The organism is Congregibacter sp. (assembly GCF_965662665.1).
Taxonomy (GTDB): Bacteria; Pseudomonadota; Gammaproteobacteria; order Pseudomonadales; family Halieaceae; genus Congregibacter.
Genome location: NZ_CBFIIF010000012.1, coordinates 63,248 through 82,235, shown reverse-complemented (window position 1 = coordinate 82,235; position 18,988 = coordinate 63,248). Strand labels below are relative to the sequence as shown.

Sequence of the window (18,988 nt, the reverse complement as noted above, 5' to 3'; positions counted from 1 at the left end):
CATTGATATCGAACTTGTTTATATATAGCTAGGCTAGTCGCAACAAAACGGCTTCGCAGGACGCTTCAACGGATCGTGCCGACGTGAGTTCCTTAGCGCCTATTTGTTTGAGTCCTTGAGCCAGGTTCGGGAGATGGCTTGGCTTTAGAAAATTTATTACAACGAGGAACGACCGCAAGAAAGTCTGGGGAATCTGCCGCCCAGCACCTATCGGCAGAAGCTAGAAAACTCTAACTTAGCTGTGTCTCAATAACGGGGAAGTGGACACTTAGAAACGGGGTAGAACCCTAGTTTCGGAGTAAATTGGGAACCGGAGTAGTTCAAGCCTATAAAAGCGGGCTTTGAAAACTGTTTCGGGCATAGGGAAAAGTCTGTGCGAAAGCGGACGGGTATTCGTAATCCAATAGGTCGCCACTGCCGGACTTTTGCCGGGATCAGTCCTGCTTTGCTGTGCATTTCGGTGCAATTTGCAACGGGCGTCACCGATAAAAATTAAATGAAATCAATCGCCTGGAAATTGACCGGTCGACTTTTAACCAATTGGTCGCTGGTTCGAACCCAGCACGGCCCACCATTTCCCCCCGTTTTGTATCAATCGCTTAGGGGCGTCTGGCATCGTGGAGCGGCAGCAGCCGAATCAGCGACGCCGACTCATCATAGGCTACCCTGGTCGTTGGCCATAAAAAAGCCCACCGAAGTGGGCTTTTGACAATCAGATACGATGAACAGGTATCTTCATCTCAGGTGATGAGCTTAGCTGCCGGGTAGGATCACGGTATCGATGACGTGGATAACGCCATTTAAAGCTTCGATATCCGTCATAACAACCATAGCGCCATCAACCATTACGCCCGCGTCACTTGTAGAGATACTAACGGCCTCACCCTGCACGGTTGCCGCAGAATCGATGGTTACCACCTCCGCAGCCATCACCTTGCCCGCGACCACGTGGTAGGTAAGCACAGCTGTCAGCTGGTCCTTGTTCTCAGGCAGAAGCAATGTTTCTACGGTGCCTTCGGGTAGTTTGGCGAACGCGGCATTGGTCGGCGCAAATACAGTGAAGGGCCCCTCACCGGCTAAGACGTCTACCAAACCTGCCGCTTGAACCGCTGCGACAAGTGTTGAAAAGTCTGGATTACCCGCTGCGATTTCTACGATGTTCTGTGTAGGCATTTCGTCATGACCACCCTCGTGATGAGCCCCTTGCGCAAACGCCGTGGCCAGCATGAGTACCATCGCAATTTGGATCTTCTGTAGCATTTTCATAGTGTTTTTCCCTAATAAGAATTACGTAAGTCGATGCACTCGAAGCTGCGTCGTTGGGATATCTCCCGGCATCAACATCTAGTACAAAGCTAGTTACGGGGCGGGTTTATACTTGGCCCTGCGCTGTACAGGCTTTGTCGTGTCTTGTTCGTTACGGTTAATCCCGTACCCACTATGAGAAATCCAATCGTATCTTCGCGACTACAGCGCTCTGGCATTGCAGCGCTACTGATATTAGCCCTGTTTGCCTGCGCGTCTCCCTCTAAAACTAATATTGAGGCCACCCTCAGCGGCGACCCAGAGCGTATAGCTCGCGCTGTTTTGGAAGATCAATTAGAGAGGCAAGGCATACCGACAGACATCGAAGGACTTCCAGAGCTTGTCACGGCGGTGACGGGCATCCTTTCCACCTCCAACGCAGAAGTTCGCACACCCGCCGAGCGTCACACCGATATTCATAAAGAGGGGCACGCTGTAAAGCGGGGGACGCCCTCGACCGGAACCTGATGCACCTGCGCCAGAGAGAACAGAAAACACCGACTCGGCCATTGCTGGTGCCAGCGACCAGAGCGCGCGCCACCTCGGACAAGATGAATTGATGCGGAGCATCAAGAGAGGGTGCCCTGGGGTATGTTGCCGCTTTTCGCCGGGAAGAAATCCGGCCCGTAGCCAGCAAGGAAGTCATTGAAAACTGCATGGTGTTAGAGGTTGCGCGCGCTCGGTCAGGATTGACCGGATAGGAATAACATGCCTAACGCCGCGAACTGGATTTACGTGTTAACAGATGGAAACTTTGACAGATCTACAGTTCCAGGCCCCACAGTCAGCGGGGATGTCTACTCCCGAAGGATCCTTTATCTGTCCTGTACACACCTTTAACACCAATTGGATAGTATGCACTGAGCCTTTTGAGATAATGTCGTGCGAGTGCAGTTGATTTTGCCTCTAAGAGTTATAAGTTTCACCCCGCTTTTCCAATGATTGCTATCGTCGGGATTCGCGCGGCAGAATGGTGCAAAAACCCCTGTTGGAGGGATTGCGGGTAGTCCCCCCTTTAGAGCAACTAGTTGTTGTACTCCTTTTTAGTCGGTTCTTGAGGTTCATTGAAGTCATGGCGGCAAGGGTGGGAAAGAACGCGCTGTTCAACGCGGCCGGTGTTGTTGTCCCTGCTCTCTGCGGAGTGTTGGCTATGCCCGTGTTAGTCCAGAATATGGGTTTAGAGAGGGTGGCCATATTCGCTCTAATGTTGGGCTTCTACGGTTTTTCTGGTTTTTTCGACTTTGGTCTTAGCCGAGCTCTAACGCAGTCTGTTGCAGCAATTGATGGGTTCGCACAGGCGAAACAAAAGATTTCGGCCGCTGTTATTAAGGTCTTTGTGGCATCGATGTTACTCAGCACCCTTTGGGCGCTTCTGTTTTATTTGCTAGCAGATTTTCTGGCATTAGGTGTTTTTGAGCTAAATGGTTCGCTGGCGAGTGAGGCGTCGTCGGCGATGCGCTGGTTTGCTATATCACTCCCACCCCTCCTATTGTCAGGATGCGCGACTGGTCTGCTCGAGGGCTTGCAACTCTTCGGTAAGGTGAATCTCCTTAAAGTTCCTATTAGTGTGCTGATGATTGTTGTGCCGGCTGTCTGGAGTTCATTTCATCCAGAACTGGATAGTGTGCTCGCGGGCATGGTCGGGCTGCGTGTTGTGGCGCTCGTTTGCTGGTTATTGTTGGTCCGGAACGCTTTAAGACAGATATTGGATTACAGGGAGGTTCGCGCGTCCTCTACCGAGACAAAGAGTCTCTGGCGTTTTTCCGCGTGGCTTTCTATTTCCAATCTGGTAGGCCCCATCATTGCTTACTCAGATCGCTTTTTTCTTGCAGCAGTGTACCCGATGCAGTACGTCGCCTATTACACGGTACCGCTGGATACCTTAGTGCGCGCCATGGGCGTTCCATCGGCGGCCGCGAACGCGGTGTTTCCCGCGATAGCACGCGCCGGCGTTGACTCAAAGGAAACTGCAGCATTGTTCAAGGGCGCGATCTTTGTCACAGCATGCTTTTGGGCGGTGCCGCTCATCGTACTATCAAGCATTCTTTCCATTGTTCTTGAGCTATGGTTAGGTGCCGCATTTAGGGATAACTCACTGGAATTGACGCGCTGGCTCGTTTTCGGGGTTATGTTGAACGGTTTTTCGCATATTCCTTATGCGTTAATACATGCGGCTGGAAGAGCCGATGTGACGGCCCGCTTGCACTTGTTGCAGTTACCACTCTACTTTTTGATGCTGTGGGCACTGGCCTCCCGCTTTGGTGCTGAAGGCGCGGCAATAGCTTGGTCGCTTAGAATACTCATCGATGCCATGATGCTGTACGCGTTTGTATTTACTCATTTCAAGCCAGCTAAAGATGTGATTCAAGTTTCGGTCCTCGTGCCTCTACTTATGATGGCTATCTTTGGTATTGGTGTTTTTGAATTTTAGGGGCCATTTTTTAAATGGAAGTGCCGGAAAATACACCTATGAGCTCGACTCTTTGGCCTGAATCGGGGCTCGAAGTAGTATCGCGCTGCCCCGTCTGCGACTGCGGGAACCGTAGCCTGATATATAAGGGGTTGACCGATTGTTGGTTGGGTGTGGCGCCCGGTGAATGGGATCTCTACCAGTGTCTTAGTTGCGCCACGGCCTGGATTGACCCTCGCCCCAACCCTGCAACGATAGTCAGTGCCTACCGAAACTACATAACCCATGAAAATCAAGATTCCAGTGTCAATTTGAAGTCCGGGTTTATTCGGCGCTTAGTGCAAGGCCTGTTAAATGACTACCGGGCTTATACTTACGGCCATTCCCGCACTCCAGTCGTTTTAGGTGGCAGATGGGTGGTGCCGTTGATCCACTCGATGAGAGCATCTATCGATTCGACCTACAGACACCTCGCTCCGCGGACTGATAATGCCGGCATATTGTTGGACTATGGCTGTGGGAATGGTGATTTTTTAACCATTGCAAAATCGATGGGGTGGTCGGTAGGGGGCGTTGACTTTGATCCCGTGGCGGTCAGGCTTGCGCGAGCTAAGGGACTGGATGTTGCACTAATTAAAGCTGGGGAAGCGCTGCAGGGTGAAGGGCTTTATGATGTTATTACATTGTCTCATGTACTCGAGCACGTTCATGATCCGCTGCATCTTATTCATGACTTGTTCCGCCTGCTGAAACCAGGTGGAGTTTTGTGGCTGGAAACTCCTAATATTTCGAGCATTGGGCATCGTACTTTTGGCCGCTTCTGGCGCGGGCTAGAGCCGCCAAGGCACCTTATCCTCTTTTCCTCCGAGACCCTAGAAAGAGTACTTCTCCGTGCAGGCTTTAAAGATATTGAGAAGCCTTGGCACGGCTTATCTGTTTTTGTCATGTTTCCTGTGAGTGATGCGTTGAAACGAGGGAGTAAACCTAAGAACGTTCTGGCTAACGTAACCCTTTTCGTAAAACGACTGATCTTTGAGTTGGTAGACTGGATAAAACCGAGCTCACGTGAGTTTATTACTCTTGTTGCTCGTAAGCCGGCTGATCAATGATCGCTGCGGTAATCGTGAGCTTCAAACCAATACCCGAGCATTTTCAATTGCTCTTAAAGGCCCTTGTGTCGCAAGTTGACCTGTTGTGTGTGGTTGACAATAGTCCCGCATCAAATAACACAGTTGTAAATGTAATGACCAATTGCGGCTTGGGATATGATCAGGTCCGAGTGGTTCGGATGGGCAGAAACGTCGGTATAGCGATGGCTCTGAATGTCGGTATCGAAATAGGATTGTCTGAAGGTGCTGAATTTCTCTTGCTAAGCGATCAGGACAGCCTTCCCGCAAATGACATGGTGGAACAACTGTTCCGCAGCTTGCTAGGCCTTATATCTGAAGGAGAGAAAGTTGCTGCTGTCGGGCCTGTTTTTAAGGAGTTCAATACGGACAAAGTTCACCCGTTTCAGGTGCAAGTTCCCGGACATTTTTTTTATGATCACGGTTATGCCTCTACCGAATCTCCGCTCGTTGATGCGCTTACGCTCATTACTTCGGGCTGTTTGATTCCCGTCGCGGCTATTCGTGAAGTAGGATTTATGCGGGCCGAGTATTTTGTGGATGCGGTAGACTTAGAGTGGTCACATCGTGCTCGAGCTCTAGGCTACAGGTTAGTCGGTGTGGGGTGGGCAAATATGCAGCACCGGATGGGCGAAGATACGCTTAGAGTATGGTATCTGCGCTGGAGAAATGAGGTCGCGTATCCCCCGCTTAGACTCTATTACCGGGTCAGGAATTTGATTGCCCTATCCCGCGAAGATTACGTCGGTCTAGGCTGGAAGCTACGAAATTCCTGGAATATGGCCGGTGTAGTCTACTCTCACCTCGTGTTCGGTGTTCAGCGACTAGGTTCTTTGAAAATGATTTGCTTGGGTTTTTGGCACGGACTCATTGGCAGAATGGGGCCGTTTCCTGAGCCGGCCAAAGAAGCGAAGTCTGGTTTTGACTCATCAGGAGCCGACGGAGAGAATTACTGAAAACATGAGGTGCGATGGACAGACACTGATGTGATGCCACAGATCCTGGGCAGTTCCATCTCCTACCGCATTGCCGTCGGCCCACAGCAGGGACGTAAAGCGTTCATGATCCGCACCATCCACCCGCTGGACAAACCTGATCCTCGCCTGGAGCCGGTGGCCAAGGCCAATCGCTTTTCCCTGCATGCTGGGGTGAGCTGTGAGAGCCGCTTTGTCGCGCAAAAAAAAGCCCGCAATTGCGGGCTTTAAGCTGATCGAAATTTGATCAGAGATTGCTATGCCGGGTGCTGACTAGAACCGATAGGTCGCCTGCAGAGCGTAAGAACGCAAGCGATCCGTAGAGGCAAAGCCGTTACCGGGAACGAGAGGTTGATCGTTACTGTTACCACTAATCAACTCGTCGGTAAGATTCTTGCCGATGAGCGCCACGTCCCAGGTTCCATCTTGACGGCCCAGGCTAAAGCGCAGGTCGTACATAGTGTAGGCATCCTGCCCGGCATAGATTGGATCCAAATCAGAAGCCGCGAAAAACTCGTCAGAGTAGTTCACGTTTAGAATACCCCGCGCAATCAGATTGTCCCCAAGAGGCCTGCTGTAATCAACGTTGAAGTTGAACGCGAATTCAGGAGAGAACAAGTTTGTGTCCCCCGTGGCGTCTCGGGACGCATCGGGCTGGCCGCGGTTTACACAGTTGCCACGATCCACGGGCTCGGTGCCGCTGACAGTCCAGCATGGCGCATTAGGAAAGTCGCTGTACTCTGCGTTGAGATAGGTACCTGCAAAGCTGATCACAAGGCCGTCGGTTGGCGCCCATTGCATGTCTACTTCCAGGCCACTGGTCTCCACTTCAGCCGCGTTCTGCACGAAAAAGGCCGTCGCACCGTCGAAGATGCTGACCTGATAATCCTCTACGGTTGAGAAGAATGCCGTGGCGTTGATCGACATGGTGTTATCGAGCAAGTAAGTCTTAATACCTAGCTCGTAACTTATGGCCGTTTCTTCTTCGTACTCAAAGAACGGGCTGTCATTGGTTTGCAGGAAGCGACCGTCAAAACCACCACCCTTGGTGCCCGTAGACACCGTCGCGAATACCATGGTGTCTTCATTGAGATCCTGTTCCAGTGTCAGAATCCAGTTGATATCTTGCTCGTCCCGCTTGCGATCCTGAATGTCATGCTCGAAGGTACCCAGCAGTCCGCCGTATATGCCTTCCGAGATGGCTGTCAAAGCGGTTCCCGAGAAGTCGCTTAAGAAGCGATCGTATTCTGCCGCTGTATCGCCGTAGACCACGGTGCCTGCAGGCGCTCCTACGCCGGCGCTGTAGTCCCAGCCTGCGGTAAAGTTCTTTTCCAGAACATGGCTCGCCGTTTTGGATTCATCAAAGTAGCGAAGGCCAGCGGTTAAGCGCGTGGTGTCTGTGAAGCTATAGGTGCCTGATCCAAATACCGCCCACATTTCCTGGTCCTGGCTCATCGAATAGTCGCGAGTCAGGTTAGGTGTGAGAATCGCAGGCGCTCCCAGAAGCGGCGACGCCAGGGACGTACCAAAGCCCTCGATCGACCGATACTCCAGGTCGCTTTGCTGGTAGTACATGCCAACGATGTAATCGAGTTTCTCACCACCGGGCGACGTAAGGCGGATTTCCTGGCTGACCTGCTCGTAATCCTCTGTCGCGTCGACCTGAATCAGGGGGATAGCGGCAAAGTCGCAATCACAGATGTCCTGATACTGATACTCGGCATAGCCAGTGATAGAGGTGATCGTGTGGTCACCTACCGCCCAGTCGATCGTGACCGTGCCCAGGTCCATTTCGTTGTTACTAAACTCGGGTTTATCCGGGAAGCCGGGCAGACCCGCGTACTCGGGCACGACCTGCCCGAGAACCACGCCGCCATCATTGTCTACCGCGCGCTCGTCATCAAATCTTTCAGCGCCGATGCCGGTGCCAGAGCCTACGGCCACCAGTGCTGAGTTAAGTCCGCCAAAGGCGATACCCGTGCCCGTAGGATCGCTCACGGTGAGCTGGGTGAATTGCTGCACCTGCTCGAACTCGCTGCTCTCCCATTTACCGGTTACCGTGAGGTTATCTGTCGCATCCCAGGCCAGCTGCATACGCACGGTTTTATCATCACGCTCGGGACCATCTTCGCCCGTCATGATGTTATCGAGGTAGCCGTCCATCTGATATCCGCGCACGGCGATACGGCCGGATAAATTGTCCGTGATGGGACCCGACAGAACAGCGCTTATCTCCTGCTCGCCATAACTGCCATACAGCGCGCTAACAGACCCTTCTACTTCGTCCGTAGGCTTGGCTGTGATCAGGTGGATCGCGCCTCCGATGGTGTTCTTGCCGAACAGAATACTCTGGGGACCTCTCAAAACCTCGACGCGATCCAGATCCATGAAGGGCGCACGAGAAAGCTGGTGGCGTCCCATGTAAACGCCATCATGGAACATAGAGACCGATAGCTCGATGCCCTGGTTAACTCCGGCGGTTCCAATGCCGCGGATAAAGATGAAGTTACCGATGGGACTTTGGGACATGGTTACCGCAGGAATGTCGACGGCGAACTCCGCGGCCCGTGTAATTCCCATATCCTTGATATCCTCCCCGCTCTTGGACAGCATGGAGATGGCGACATCCTGCATGCTCTCAGCTCTTCTTGAGGCCGTTACGATGACTTCTTCCAGTTGAGCCTGGGCAAAATCTGCTCCTGAGATGAGTGCCGCGGCTACGGCCGTGCTGAGAATTCCTGGTTTGAAAAAAACGGTTTTGCTTGCTTGACTAAGCGACATGCGGGCTTCCTTTTGCTTGGTTTATAGTAGTTATCGTTCCGCCACTATAATCCAATTAGTACTCTGCAAACTAAAAGGCTACTTATGTCGCAAAATAAAAGTGTAAAAGCCCTTCGTACCCCTGAGGAACGTTTCGCTAATCTTCCGGGTTTCGATTATCCGGTGCCCTATGCAGGCGATTTGCCGGGATCACTCCTGCTTCGTTGTGCACTTCGGTGCAATAAGCCTAACAAGCCCCTACGGCCATTTCATTCTAATTGCCTTACCGCCGTGTCGAGACCCCCAGTTTCGCCCGCTCTGCAAATCCCCGTTGACGATCCATGGCTGCGTCCGCGCCCTTGATATGACTGGCGTTTGCGGCTTAGATGGTCAGATACCAATGAGAGTGATCGGCCTAAACTCTCAACCGAGGACACATTTATGTTTAAAAGAATCCGCCGCCTAAGATTTGCCGTCCTTCCCGCGTTGGTCACGATCGCTGTCTTGGTAACGGGCTCTCACGGCTTTGCCCAAGAGAGCGCATCTCAACCGCTGTTTGAATACAGCGCCATCAATCACCCGGTTCTTGGAAAGCGGGGCATGGTGGCAAGCCACAACCAACTATCCAGTGAGATTGCTGCGGAGATTTTGGCAAAGGGCGGTAATGCTATCGATGCTGGTGCGGCCCTTGGATTCGCGCTCGCCGTCACCCTGCCCAGGGCCGGCAATATCGGCGGTGGTGGGTTCATGCTCGTGCACGTGGCGGCAGAGAACAAGACGATCGCCATCGACTTTCGGGAAACCGCGCCGGCTGCTGCAACGCGGGACATGTACTTCGATGAAGATGGCAATGTCGTACCCAATGAAACCTACCGCTTTTCTCACAAGTCTTCCGCGGTTCCAGGTTCTGTAGCTGGGCTCGCTCACATCGTGGAAAAGTACGGCACCATGTCCCTGGCTGAGGTTTTAGAGCCGGCGATACGCATGGCTCGCGATGGCATTAAAGTGACCTACGATCTGGCTGCGGATTTGTCTCGCAGCGAGCGCCTTCGGAACAATCCCGCTGCTCTTCGCAAGTTTTATAAAGCCGATGGTTCGAGTTACGAAGTTGGAGAGCTGTGGAAGCAGCCTGACCTTGCCTGGACTCTGTCAGAAATCGCTGAACATGGCGTCGAAGCTTTTTACAGCGGAAGCGTTGCCAGGAAAATCGTCGCCGACATGGAGGCTCACAACGGCCTTATTACCATGGAGGATTTAGGTAACTACCAAGTCGTCGAGCGAGAACCCGTGCGCGGGACCTATCGCGGCTACGACATCGCCGCAATGTCTGCTCCAAGCTCCGGCGGCACCCATGTTATTCAGATGCTCAATATTCTCGAGAACTTCCCTCTGGCTAAGATGGGACCGGAAAGTGCTGATGCATTACATGTCATGGCGGAAGCGATGAAGTTCTCCTATGCCGATCGCAGCAAGTACTTGGGTGACCCCGATTTTGTCGAAGTGCCCACGGAAACTCTGGTGAGCAAAGCTTACGCTCGTGATCTGGCAGCAAGAATCACCATGGATCGAGCCCTGCCGTCTGACAAGATCGCGCCGGGCAATCTGGCGATTTACGAAAGTGATGAGACCACCCATTACTCCGTGGTGGACGCTGAAGGCAATATGGTTGGGAACACCTATACCCTGATGTTTACTTTCGGTTCTGGTGTCGTGATTGAAGGCACGGGCATCCTCATGAACAACAATATGGGTAACTTCACCCTGCGCTCAGACATTCCGGATGCTTTCGGACTCATGGGCAGCGAGAACAACTTGATCACTCCTTATCGACGTCCCGTGAGTTCCATGTCACCCGTAATGGTTTCCCGAGACGGCCAGCCATTGCTGATGACGGGCAGCCCCGGCGGTTCGAAAATAATCAGCGCCAATATGCAGATGGTTTTGAACGTGCTCGAGTTCGGCATGAATATCGCCGACGCCACGGTGGCACCGCGCATTCACCATCAATGGCAGCCAGATGTCATGCAAATCGAAAGTGGCATCAGTCCCGACACCGTGACTCGCCTGATTGATTTAGGTCACAACATCAGCTTCAGTAAGCGCAGCGCCGGCATGGGCAGTCTGCAAACGGTGATGTGGAGGGATGGCCTGTTTTACGGATATTCCGATCCAAGGCGACCGGGTGCAGGGGCGGTTGGGGTTAACTGAGTCGAAAGTGGGCGTGTGTTAAACGGGACAGGCATCCCGGCAACTAGTGAAGTCGCGAAGAGGGTCGAATTGATTTATCGGATTAGCCCGGAGCGCTACGCAAACTCGTTGAGCAAGCGCTGACAGTTTAAGGCCGCCTTTACGATCCCGAGCAAAACTAGTTTGTGCCCATAGCCTCCCGCGAGCCCTGCAAGGTCTCAATGGGCACGTAGTCAAAGTCAAAGCCGAAGTGTCGCGGGCCCATGAGTTCAACGCCTTTGTCGCTTCGCCACTGCTTTGGTGCGGGAACGCCGAGTATCACCACTTCGTTTCCGACAACGTAACCCCCGATACCGACGCCGATGGTGGATTCGCCGGTCTCCGGATCAAGGTTATAGATGTAGTCAGGAGACACCGCGTCGACTTTGCCGTTTAACCAGCCGACGATGTTTTCGTTTTTCACATACACGCGATAGCTTTGGCCTTCGTATTCGTCGACGCCCTCGAACTCGGCTTCGACCCAGTTAAATCCGCGGTCGCCCCGTTCGTCTGAGCGACTGACCACGCCCTGAAACAACTTGTAGCCACCCGTTACAGTCAGTAGTTCTGCTATCGGGTCTTTGCCTGCTTCGCGAGCTTCGCGGACCGTCTGCCCAAATAGCATCGCCTCGGTGAGATTCCCGGGGATAACGCCCTTCTCGAGCTGTGCTCCCGACATGGGTGCCATGCTGATGGTTGCAGCACCGCCACTGCCCACGGCGATTGCGCGGCCAATGTCCTCGACGCGATATTCATCAATGGCGCTGTTAATCACTATCTCGTCACCCCAGGGCGTGATGATTGCTGTGGGTACCGAGGCGATGCCATTTATCCAAGGTATGGACTGCTGCACTTCGGGCACCGCTCGCCCGGTAATACAGGCGTCCAAAGTCGGTATGCCCATTTCTGCTGCAAGGAGCAAAGCAGTCGCCGTGGCGCCCGCAGCCTCAGAGCGCACGAGGGCGGAGAATTCCTTGCCCATATGTCTGCTCAGGAGTTCCACTACGCGTCGTTTTTCATCGGTGATGACGGGAAGGTTCTGCTCTGTCGTTCGCTCAATCACGTACTCCCAGGCTCCACCGCCCCCCAATCCTTGAACGGCGACAACCATGGACTCGTCAGGAATACTCTCGGGAGAAACAAGACGGAACACCTTGCCTTCTGCAAGTGCCTGCTGAACGCTCTTGATGGAATTGCTGGGGTCACAGTTTCGTGTGGATTGGATGCAAGAGCCGACCAGGATGTCGATGAGGTTCTGCTCACTCAACGTTTTGAGCTCGAGATCCTGTGCGGCACTTATGCTTGCCCAAAGCAGTGATGTGGTAACAAGGAGTGCCGTAGAGATTTTTCGTAGAATCATAGAATGGAACACTTTTTGGGGTCTCTGCGGCGCGATGGGAGATGCTGGGAGTATAACGCGCGGGTATTTGGACGCATCGTGAGTAAACATCAGCGCTAGGGATCAAGTCGCTCCATGTAAGAGTCGCCATTGATCATTCGCGTAACGCGGCCATTTTCTTCGACGAAACGTGTCACTTCTCCCACCGGTCCTCCTCCGGTCTCGGCCTTAATTACAAAAGTGTCGCCTTTGAGCGGCTCGAGGGTTGATCGGATTTTAAGCTTGGGCGCGCTAAAGAAATCTGTTTGCCATCAGTTCCCGTAAATTCCCTTTACACCTCGCGGTGTGGACCCAAACTACGACCGGAGCAGTGAACAATGAAGACCCGTAGCCAAAAAATAATCGACGGCGTTCTCGGTGATAACTCTCGACCGACAGATAACTCTCTTCGCGCAAAAGCTCTGCGACGTGCAATGGCGGGAAAGACACCTCGTACGCTCACTCCCTGGGAGTGGGAAGAGTGGTATGCCGCGAATGGTGAAAAAGTAGATTTCTCGAGCAAAGACAAAGAGTAGGTCCTCCTCAGTCCGCCACTCTTTTGGGCGGACTGCTCTTTATCAGTATCACGCTCAATCTCACCTGGGTGCCTGAAAAGTTGATATAAGAACTCCTTAGGAAACGCTAGGGAGTTAAGACAACATGCGCCAGAAAATCAGTTTCGAGAGCGACGGTCACGTTCTCAGTGGTGCTTTGGAGACGCCGGAGTCCGAAGTACGCTGTTACGCCCTGTTTGCTCACTGTTTTACCTGTGGCAAAGACGTCGCCGCCGCGTCGCGTATTTCTCGTGCGCTCACCGCGGAGGGTATAGCGGTGCTGCGCTTTGACTTCACCGGTCTTGGTAACAGCGACGGTGACTTTGCGAATACGAACTTCTCATCAAACCTTGAAGACCTCCTTGCGGCGGTCGATTATCTCCGAGAGCACTTCGAGGCCCCTAAACTATTGGTAGGTCATAGTCTGGGCGGCGCGGCAGTTTTGGCGATGGCGCATAAGGTGTCCGAGGCGACTGCGGTGGCAACCATCGGCGCACCTCATCGCGCCGAGCACGTGCTGCACAATATGGCGTCATCATTGGAGGAAATTCGGCGCTCCGGTGAGGCGAAAGTGAATTTGGCGGGTCGTGAGTTTTTGGTAAAGCGACAGTTTGTGGAGGATCTCGAATCTCACGAAAGCGGCGCCATTGCCTCCCTTCGTAAGGCACTGTTGGTTATGCATGCTCCTTTAGATGCGACCGTGTCGATTGAGGAGGCTGAGAAGATCTATCTGGAGGCCCGTCATCCCAAGAGTTTTGTCAGTCTGGATGACGCCGATCACCTGTTGAGTAAACGAACGGACTCGGAGTATGTGGCATCGGTCATTGCAGGCTGGGCGAGTCGGTATCTTCCGGCTAGCGCCGAAGCCCCGAAGCGGTCGGTCGCATCGGGTGAAGTATTCGTGGAGGAGAAAGACCATGTCTTTACCCAGCACGTTTACAGCGATTCGCACCACTGGCTGGCTGACGAGCCGCGGGCGGTGGGAGGAGCTAATACGGGGCCTGACCCTTATGAACACTTACTCGCCGCACTGGGCGCCTGTACAGCCATGACATTACGGATGTATGCCCGCCGCAAAGACTTTCCCCTGGAGCATGCGTCCGTAGTGCTAAAGCACACGCGGGACTACATTGAAGACTGTACGAATTGTGAGGAGTCGCCCGCCAAGATCGAGCTCATCGAGCGACTGGTGACGTTGACGGGGGATTTGACGGATGATCAGCGCTCAAAGCTCTTGCATATCGCCGATCGCTGTCCGGTACATCGCACGCTCCATGCTGATCTACGGGTAGATACAGTCCTTGCCCCTTAAACTTTGCGGCGCACAGCTCTGGCCAAGTCATTAGCGGCGCCTAAGAGCCTGTGACCGACCGCCTTGTTATGATGGGGCATCAAGTAAAGGACGCGCATGCCAGACCTACTTATCGCTGCTATAGGCTTTAGCCTCTCTCAGGTATTGCTGGGACTGTTGTTGCTGGCGCGTCAGCCCCGGTGGGGGATGAGCGAGAAGCTCTTCGGTCTATTCATGCTTGCCATCCTCGGTTATCTGCTTACCCCGGTCCTCAGAGACACGCCCCTGTCGCTGCTCGCCACTACGGTGCAGACAGCCGCGCCAGGTGTGTTCTGGCTGTTAACCCTCAGTATCTTCGATGACCGTTTTCGTCTGCGTGCCTGGCAGCTGTCTTTGGTGAAGTTCACGGTGTTCATGCCGTTGTTGGGCGCGCTATTTTCAGTGACCCAGTGGCGCTGGTTGTTTGTGGAATTGCCGCAGCTATTGGAGTTTGTGATTCTGTCACTGACCCTCTGGGCTATTGTGCGTCACTGGAATACCGACTTAGTGGAGAGTCGACGCCGCTTGCGCTTGTGGTTTGTGGGCGTAAACGGCAGCTATCTGTTCATTCTCATTCTGTCCCGGGAGGTGCTTTTTCCAGGGGCGAGTTGGCTGTTCATTTTGGAGTACGTGCCTCCCGCGGCGCTACTGTTGGCGGTTAATGTCGCATTGTTGCAGTATCGCGATGGGCTGTTGTTTTTAGGCAATGCACCCGAAGTGCCACCCGTTGCTGCCAATGATGCTGTCAATAACTCGGAAGACGCCGAACTTGTCGGCATTTTGCAGACGTTCATGGATTATGAGCAACCTTGGAAGGAGATGGGGCTTAGTATTGGTAAGTTGGCAGAGCGACTGGAGGTTCCCGAGTATCGCTTACGGCGCTCTATCAACGGCGCGCTAGGGCATCGCAATTTCAGTGACTTTTTGAGCAGTTACCGCATTCGAGAGACTGCTGAGCGCCTTGCCAATCCCGATGAAGATCACTTGCCCGTCCTCACGATTGCCATGGATGCGGGTTTTCGGTCCCTAAGCTCTTTTAACAAAGCCTTTAAAGAAATGCAGGGGCAAACACCGACTGCCTGGCGAAAAGCACAGCGGCTTCGGGGGCAAACTGCGAGTGGTGGGATCGCGAGCACGACCCAGAGCCTTTCTGCCGAGGCGTCCGGTTAAGCCAGGAGTTCGCGCAAAGAGGTCAAAAAAGCGCCGTTTTTCCAAAAATACCGTCTCTAAAGCTGACGGATTCCTGAAATGAGGCAGATTTGCCGGTCAAAATGACGACAATGAGCCAACTTTCGGGCTTTGAGTCCGCAGCTAACTGCGGCTTGGAAAAACACAATGATAGAAATGAGACGCACACTTTTGCGGATGGCCGTTCTTTTGGTGGCTATCGCCGCGCCAACGTCCTGGGCAGCAGACAGCGAAATCGGCAAGTCACTCTACGCACCCTGTGTTGCCTGTCATGGGGCCGATGCTGCGGGTATCGCGGCAATGAATGCGCCGGCACTGACTGGTCAGGATGCCGCTTATCTGGAGCGTCAACTCAAGTATTTTAAGTCCGGGGTTCGTGGCAGCGACTCCCGGGACCTTCTCGGTAAACAAATGCAGGGCATGGCGGCGCTTCTGCCCGATGATGCGGCCGTGGCCAATGTTGCTGCTTATATAAGCACGCTCCCACAAACGACGGGCCCGGTGGCTGTGGACCACGATCAACGTAACGGCGAGGTGCAGTACAACGCGTCTTGCGGTGCCTGCCATGGTCCCGGTGGTAAAGGAAATAGCAGCATGAACGCACCCCGATTAGCGGGGCTGGATGCGGCTTACCTGCGTCGCCAGTACGAAAATTTTGCCGAGGGTATTCGGGGCTCTCATGAAGATGACCGTCTGGGCCGTCAAATGCAGATGATGGCGACGATGCTGTCCACGGAAAAAGACGTGGATGATGTTATCGGGTTCCTCTTGTCGCAATGAACAGCAGGCTCTTTATAGGCGCGATGGGCGTCGCGGTTGCGGGATTGGCGGTAATGGCCGCCAATTCAAACGACCTTGCGCGTTCAGGCAGTGGCGCACAAGTTGTCGCTGCTGCACTGAGCGCCTACGAAGCAGGTGCAGCGCCCGGCCAACAAGCCGTCACTCCAACAGAAATCGAGCTCAGCGATCATTGCCCCCCGAGTTTTGAAAAAACCGGCGAGGGCCTTTGCGAACTGCGCAATATGTACCAGTTCTACGACTCTCTGCAGGGTCAGGGGGTCGGCGGAACCCAAACAGCCTTACCCGAGCATCGCGATGGTTTTAGTCCCGAGCAAATAGACCTGGGTCGCTACCTGTTTTTTGATCCCGCGCTCTCCGGCGACGGCTCAACGTCGTGCGCAAGCTGTCACCACCCTGATCTGGGTTTTAGTGATGGTCGCGCCAGGGCTGTGGGTGTTGCCGGCCACGAAGTGAAGCGGTCTTCGCCCACGCTCTGGAATGTGGCCTTTCTAAAAAATCTGTTTTGGGATGCCCGAGCGGACAGTCTCGAAGAGCAGGCCCAGGGGCCGCTGTACTCTCCCGAAGAGATGGGTAACAACCCCGCACAGTTACTCTCGACCCTTCATGGCAGTGAAGAGTACCGTCGACTGTTCCGCCAGGCTTTTCCTGACGGGCAATTGGATGAGATCAGCCTTCAGCAGGTTTACATTTCCCTGGCGGCCTTTCAGACATCGCTGATATCACTAAACAGCCGCTACGATCGATACGCCCACGGCTATCACGCTGCGCTGAGCGATAAGGAAATTGAGGGCATGAACGTTTTTCGATCCTTTGTTGCCCGCTGCGCCGAGTGCCATACACCGCCGCTGTTCACCAACCAGCAGGTTGCAGTCATCGGCTCCCCCGAGCCTGCGGGCTTACCTTTGGATATTGGCGCCGAAGCGACCTGGAACGCGCCCAAGATGAAGGGTGGTTTCAAAGTCCCTACCTTGCGCAATATCGCTAAGACTGCACCCTACATGCACTCCGGGCGCTTTGGAACACTGCGAGAGGCCGTGGAGTTTTACACAGGCGGCCGTGGCCACGCGGTACCCGAGGGCGTTGATATGCACATCCACTGGCATATCTGGGAGCCAAACCTGACTGACGAAGAGCTTGATCGTCTGGTGGATTTTTTGGGCGCTCTCACTGACGAAACTTTTACCCCGGAGATTCCCCGTCGGGTTCCCTCCGGTTTAACACCGATCGGCGTTTCGCCGCTCACTGATTTCAACAATAGCAATAACACTTCACAGACCGCGGCTGCAGTAGCCGATGGTTCAGAAGATCAAACGTTAGATCCTTTGGGAGCATCATCATGAGTATAGGAAGAGTTTTGGCCGTGGTCTTGATCGCCGTCGCGTTCGTGGCAGGCCTTCAATTCGGCAAGAAAGCTGGCGGATCAGCGCCGGTGATTACCACTGCCGGCAGTGGCGCGGCTTATGGTGGCAGCACCGCGGTCGGTGCAAGCGACGCGGATGTTGCTGCAGCCAAAGAATTCATGGTGCAGGGCAGCAGCAAGTTTGTTGCAGGGCCGCCGATGTCTGATGTGGTCGTCACTGTTAAGGATGGCGAGTCGATTCAGGAAGCTGTAAAAGCTGCCGAGCCCGGAACCACGATTCACGTGATGCCTGGTACTTATAGCGAGACGGTCTATATCGACAAAGATGGTATTCGCCTGATCGGTATTGTCGAGGGTTCCAAGCGCGCGACGCTGCATGGTGAAGGCACCTTGAACGATGCCATCCTGTTCTCTGGTAACAACATCGTTGTCGAAGGATTCCTGATCACCAAATACAAAGGCAATGCGATCATGAGTCAGGCGGGCAATAATTTTGAGATCCGCGACAACATTATTGTAGATACCGGTGTTTACGGCATCTTCCCGCAGCTGGGCACCAACGGTGTGGTTGAGCACAACGTGGTCTCTGGCATCGAGGATGCAGCGATTTACGTGGGCATGAGTGACAACATTCACGTGGCGTACAACGAAGTCTTCGACAGTGTCGCGGGTATCGAGATCGAAAATAGCCGTCACGCGATCGTAGAGAGCAACTTTGTATACAACAACACCGGTGGTGTCCTCGCGTTCATTACTCCGGGGCTGCCGATTAAGACGACCTACGACGTCATCATTCGTAACAACTGGATCTCAGACAACAATACGCCAAACTTTGGTGCGCCGGGTTCGACGGTGGGAGGTATCCCTGCGGGCACGGGCATCATGATCATGGCGGCAGATGATGTGGTGATTGAAGGCAACATCATTACCAACAACAAGACCGTTGGAATTATGACGGTAGATCACAACACGGCGGCGGAGCTGACCAACGTGACCGTGGATCCCGAAGCCGATCCCAATTCTGATCGTCTGATGATTCTTAACAACACCATGCATAACAATGGCTACGAGACTATTCCCGAAATAAGAGGCCTCATGCTTGCGGATCTTAAGACCGGTAATCCAGATATCTTTGCTATTGGGCCAAGCAATGAGAGCTGCATTATCAATCGCCACCGTTATGTTCACTCGGGTATCGATGACTATGCAGAGTGTGCTTTCACCCATACCACGACAATTGGCAACTACCTGATGCCACCTGTAGAGCCGCGTGTTATTGAGCCCGGCGAGCGCGGCAAGATTGCTTACCTGGGGATTTGCGCGGGATGTCACACCTATGAAGGTCGCATGATTGGGCCTCCTGTAAAGATCATTCAAGCGCTTTACATGGAAAATCCCCATGGCCTCGCGGAGTACATTGCAGCGCCGGTGAAGAAGCGCGAAGACTATCCAGAGATGCCCAAGCAGGATTATCTGGATGAAGAGACTCGTCTGGCAGTGGCTGAATACATGCTGTCAGTGTCGCGTTAAAGCTATCCAAGGGGCGGCTTCGCCGCCCCAAGACAACCGCAAGAG

Annotated in this window: 15 protein-coding genes and 1 pseudogene; 13 read left to right on the top strand and 3 right to left on the bottom strand. The window is 53.6% G+C overall.

All coding sequences use genetic code 11. The features are described from left to right. Positions 1-40: 40 nt before the first annotated feature. A pseudogene (locus ACTG39_RS07260) lies at positions 41-253 on the top strand (integrase core domain-containing protein); the annotation flags it as partial. A 500-nt stretch (positions 254-753) separates the two neighbouring features. Here the strand turns inward: ACTG39_RS07260 and ACTG39_RS07255 are convergent. Beyond that, complete coding sequence (locus ACTG39_RS07255) at positions 754-1,266, bottom strand: fasciclin domain-containing protein (RefSeq protein WP_439106869.1); 513 nt, start codon at positions 1,264-1,266, stop codon at positions 754-756. 174 nt (positions 1,267-1,440) lie between these two features. On the opposite strand from ACTG39_RS07255, the gene ACTG39_RS07250 reads away from it, so the two are divergent. The 5 genes from ACTG39_RS07250 to ACTG39_RS07230 all read left to right on the top strand — a co-directional run bounded on the left by ACTG39_RS07250 (position 1,441) and on the right by ACTG39_RS07230 (position 6,047). Next, the gene (locus ACTG39_RS07250) at positions 1,441-1,773 is read left to right on the top strand and encodes a hypothetical protein (protein WP_439106868.1); all 333 of its coding nucleotides are present in this window, start codon (positions 1,441-1,443) and stop codon (positions 1,771-1,773) included. A gap of 616 nt (positions 1,774-2,389) precedes the next feature. Continuing rightward, complete coding sequence (locus ACTG39_RS07245) at positions 2,390-3,736, top strand: oligosaccharide flippase family protein (protein ID WP_439106867.1); 1,347 nt, start codon at positions 2,390-2,392, stop codon at positions 3,734-3,736. A gap of 317 nt (positions 3,737-4,053) precedes the next feature. Then, positions 4,054-4,824: a class I SAM-dependent methyltransferase gene (locus ACTG39_RS07240; RefSeq protein WP_439106866.1), complete on the top strand. Its 771-nt coding sequence runs from the start codon at positions 4,054-4,056 to the stop codon at positions 4,822-4,824. Beyond that, positions 4,821-5,798 (top strand): glycosyltransferase family 2 protein, encoded by a 978-nt coding sequence (locus ACTG39_RS07235; RefSeq protein WP_439106865.1) that lies wholly within the window; start codon positions 4,821-4,823, stop codon positions 5,796-5,798. The genes ACTG39_RS07240 and ACTG39_RS07235 overlap by 4 nt, the downstream gene beginning before the upstream one ends. A 33-nt stretch (positions 5,799-5,831) precedes the next feature. Beyond that, positions 5,832-6,047, top strand: coding sequence for a hypothetical protein (locus tag ACTG39_RS07230; protein WP_439106864.1), 216 nt, complete (start codon positions 5,832-5,834; stop codon positions 6,045-6,047). Positions 6,048-6,089: 42 nt separating this feature from the next. Here ACTG39_RS07230 and ACTG39_RS07225 read toward each other — a convergent pair whose 3' ends face one another. Next, positions 6,090-8,597, bottom strand: coding sequence for a TonB-dependent receptor (locus ACTG39_RS07225; RefSeq protein ID WP_439106863.1), 2,508 nt, complete (start codon positions 8,595-8,597; stop codon positions 6,090-6,092). A 420-nt stretch (positions 8,598-9,017) separates the two neighbouring features. Here ACTG39_RS07225 and ggt point away from each other — a divergent pair, with 420 nt between their 5' ends. Continuing rightward, positions 9,018-10,784, top strand: a complete 1,767-nt coding sequence (ggt, locus tag ACTG39_RS07220; protein WP_439106862.1) for a gamma-glutamyltransferase — start codon at positions 9,018-9,020, stop codon at positions 10,782-10,784. A 157-nt stretch (positions 10,785-10,941) separates the two neighbouring features. Here the strand turns inward: ggt and ACTG39_RS07215 are convergent, their stop codons facing one another. Beyond that, a complete protein-coding gene (locus ACTG39_RS07215; protein WP_439106861.1) occupies positions 10,942-12,162 on the bottom strand; it encodes a DUF917 domain-containing protein in 1,221 nt (406 codons plus the stop codon). A gap of 356 nt (positions 12,163-12,518) precedes the next feature. On the opposite strand from ACTG39_RS07215, the gene ACTG39_RS07210 reads away from it, so the two are divergent. The 6 genes from ACTG39_RS07210 (at position 12,519) to ACTG39_RS07185 (ending at position 18,943) form a co-directional block, all read left to right on the top strand. Continuing rightward, on the top strand, positions 12,519-12,716 hold the full coding sequence (locus ACTG39_RS07210) for a hypothetical protein (RefSeq protein WP_439106860.1): 198 nt from the start codon (positions 12,519-12,521) through the stop codon (positions 12,714-12,716). Positions 12,717-12,840: 124 nt separating this feature from the next. Continuing rightward, entirely contained in the window at positions 12,841-14,046 is a 1,206-nt protein-coding gene (locus ACTG39_RS07205) for a bifunctional alpha/beta hydrolase/OsmC family protein (RefSeq protein ID WP_439106859.1), read from the top strand. Positions 14,047-14,142: 96 nt separating this feature from the next. Next, positions 14,143-15,234, top strand: coding sequence for a helix-turn-helix domain-containing protein (locus ACTG39_RS07200; RefSeq protein ID WP_439106858.1), 1,092 nt, complete (start codon positions 14,143-14,145; stop codon positions 15,232-15,234). Positions 15,235-15,399: 165 nt separating this feature from the next. Further along, positions 15,400-16,032, top strand: a complete 633-nt coding sequence (locus ACTG39_RS07195; RefSeq protein ID WP_439106857.1) for a c-type cytochrome — start codon at positions 15,400-15,402, stop codon at positions 16,030-16,032. Then, complete coding sequence (locus ACTG39_RS07190) at positions 16,029-17,393, top strand: cytochrome-c peroxidase (protein ID WP_439106856.1); 1,365 nt, start codon at positions 16,029-16,031, stop codon at positions 17,391-17,393. Before ACTG39_RS07195 ends, ACTG39_RS07190 begins: the two co-directional genes overlap by 4 nt. Then, positions 17,390-18,943 (top strand): parallel beta-helix domain-containing protein, encoded by a 1,554-nt coding sequence (locus ACTG39_RS07185; RefSeq protein ID WP_439106855.1) that lies wholly within the window; start codon positions 17,390-17,392, stop codon positions 18,941-18,943. Before ACTG39_RS07190 ends, ACTG39_RS07185 begins: the two co-directional genes overlap by 4 nt. The last annotated feature ends 45 nt before the right edge of the window (positions 18,944-18,988 follow it).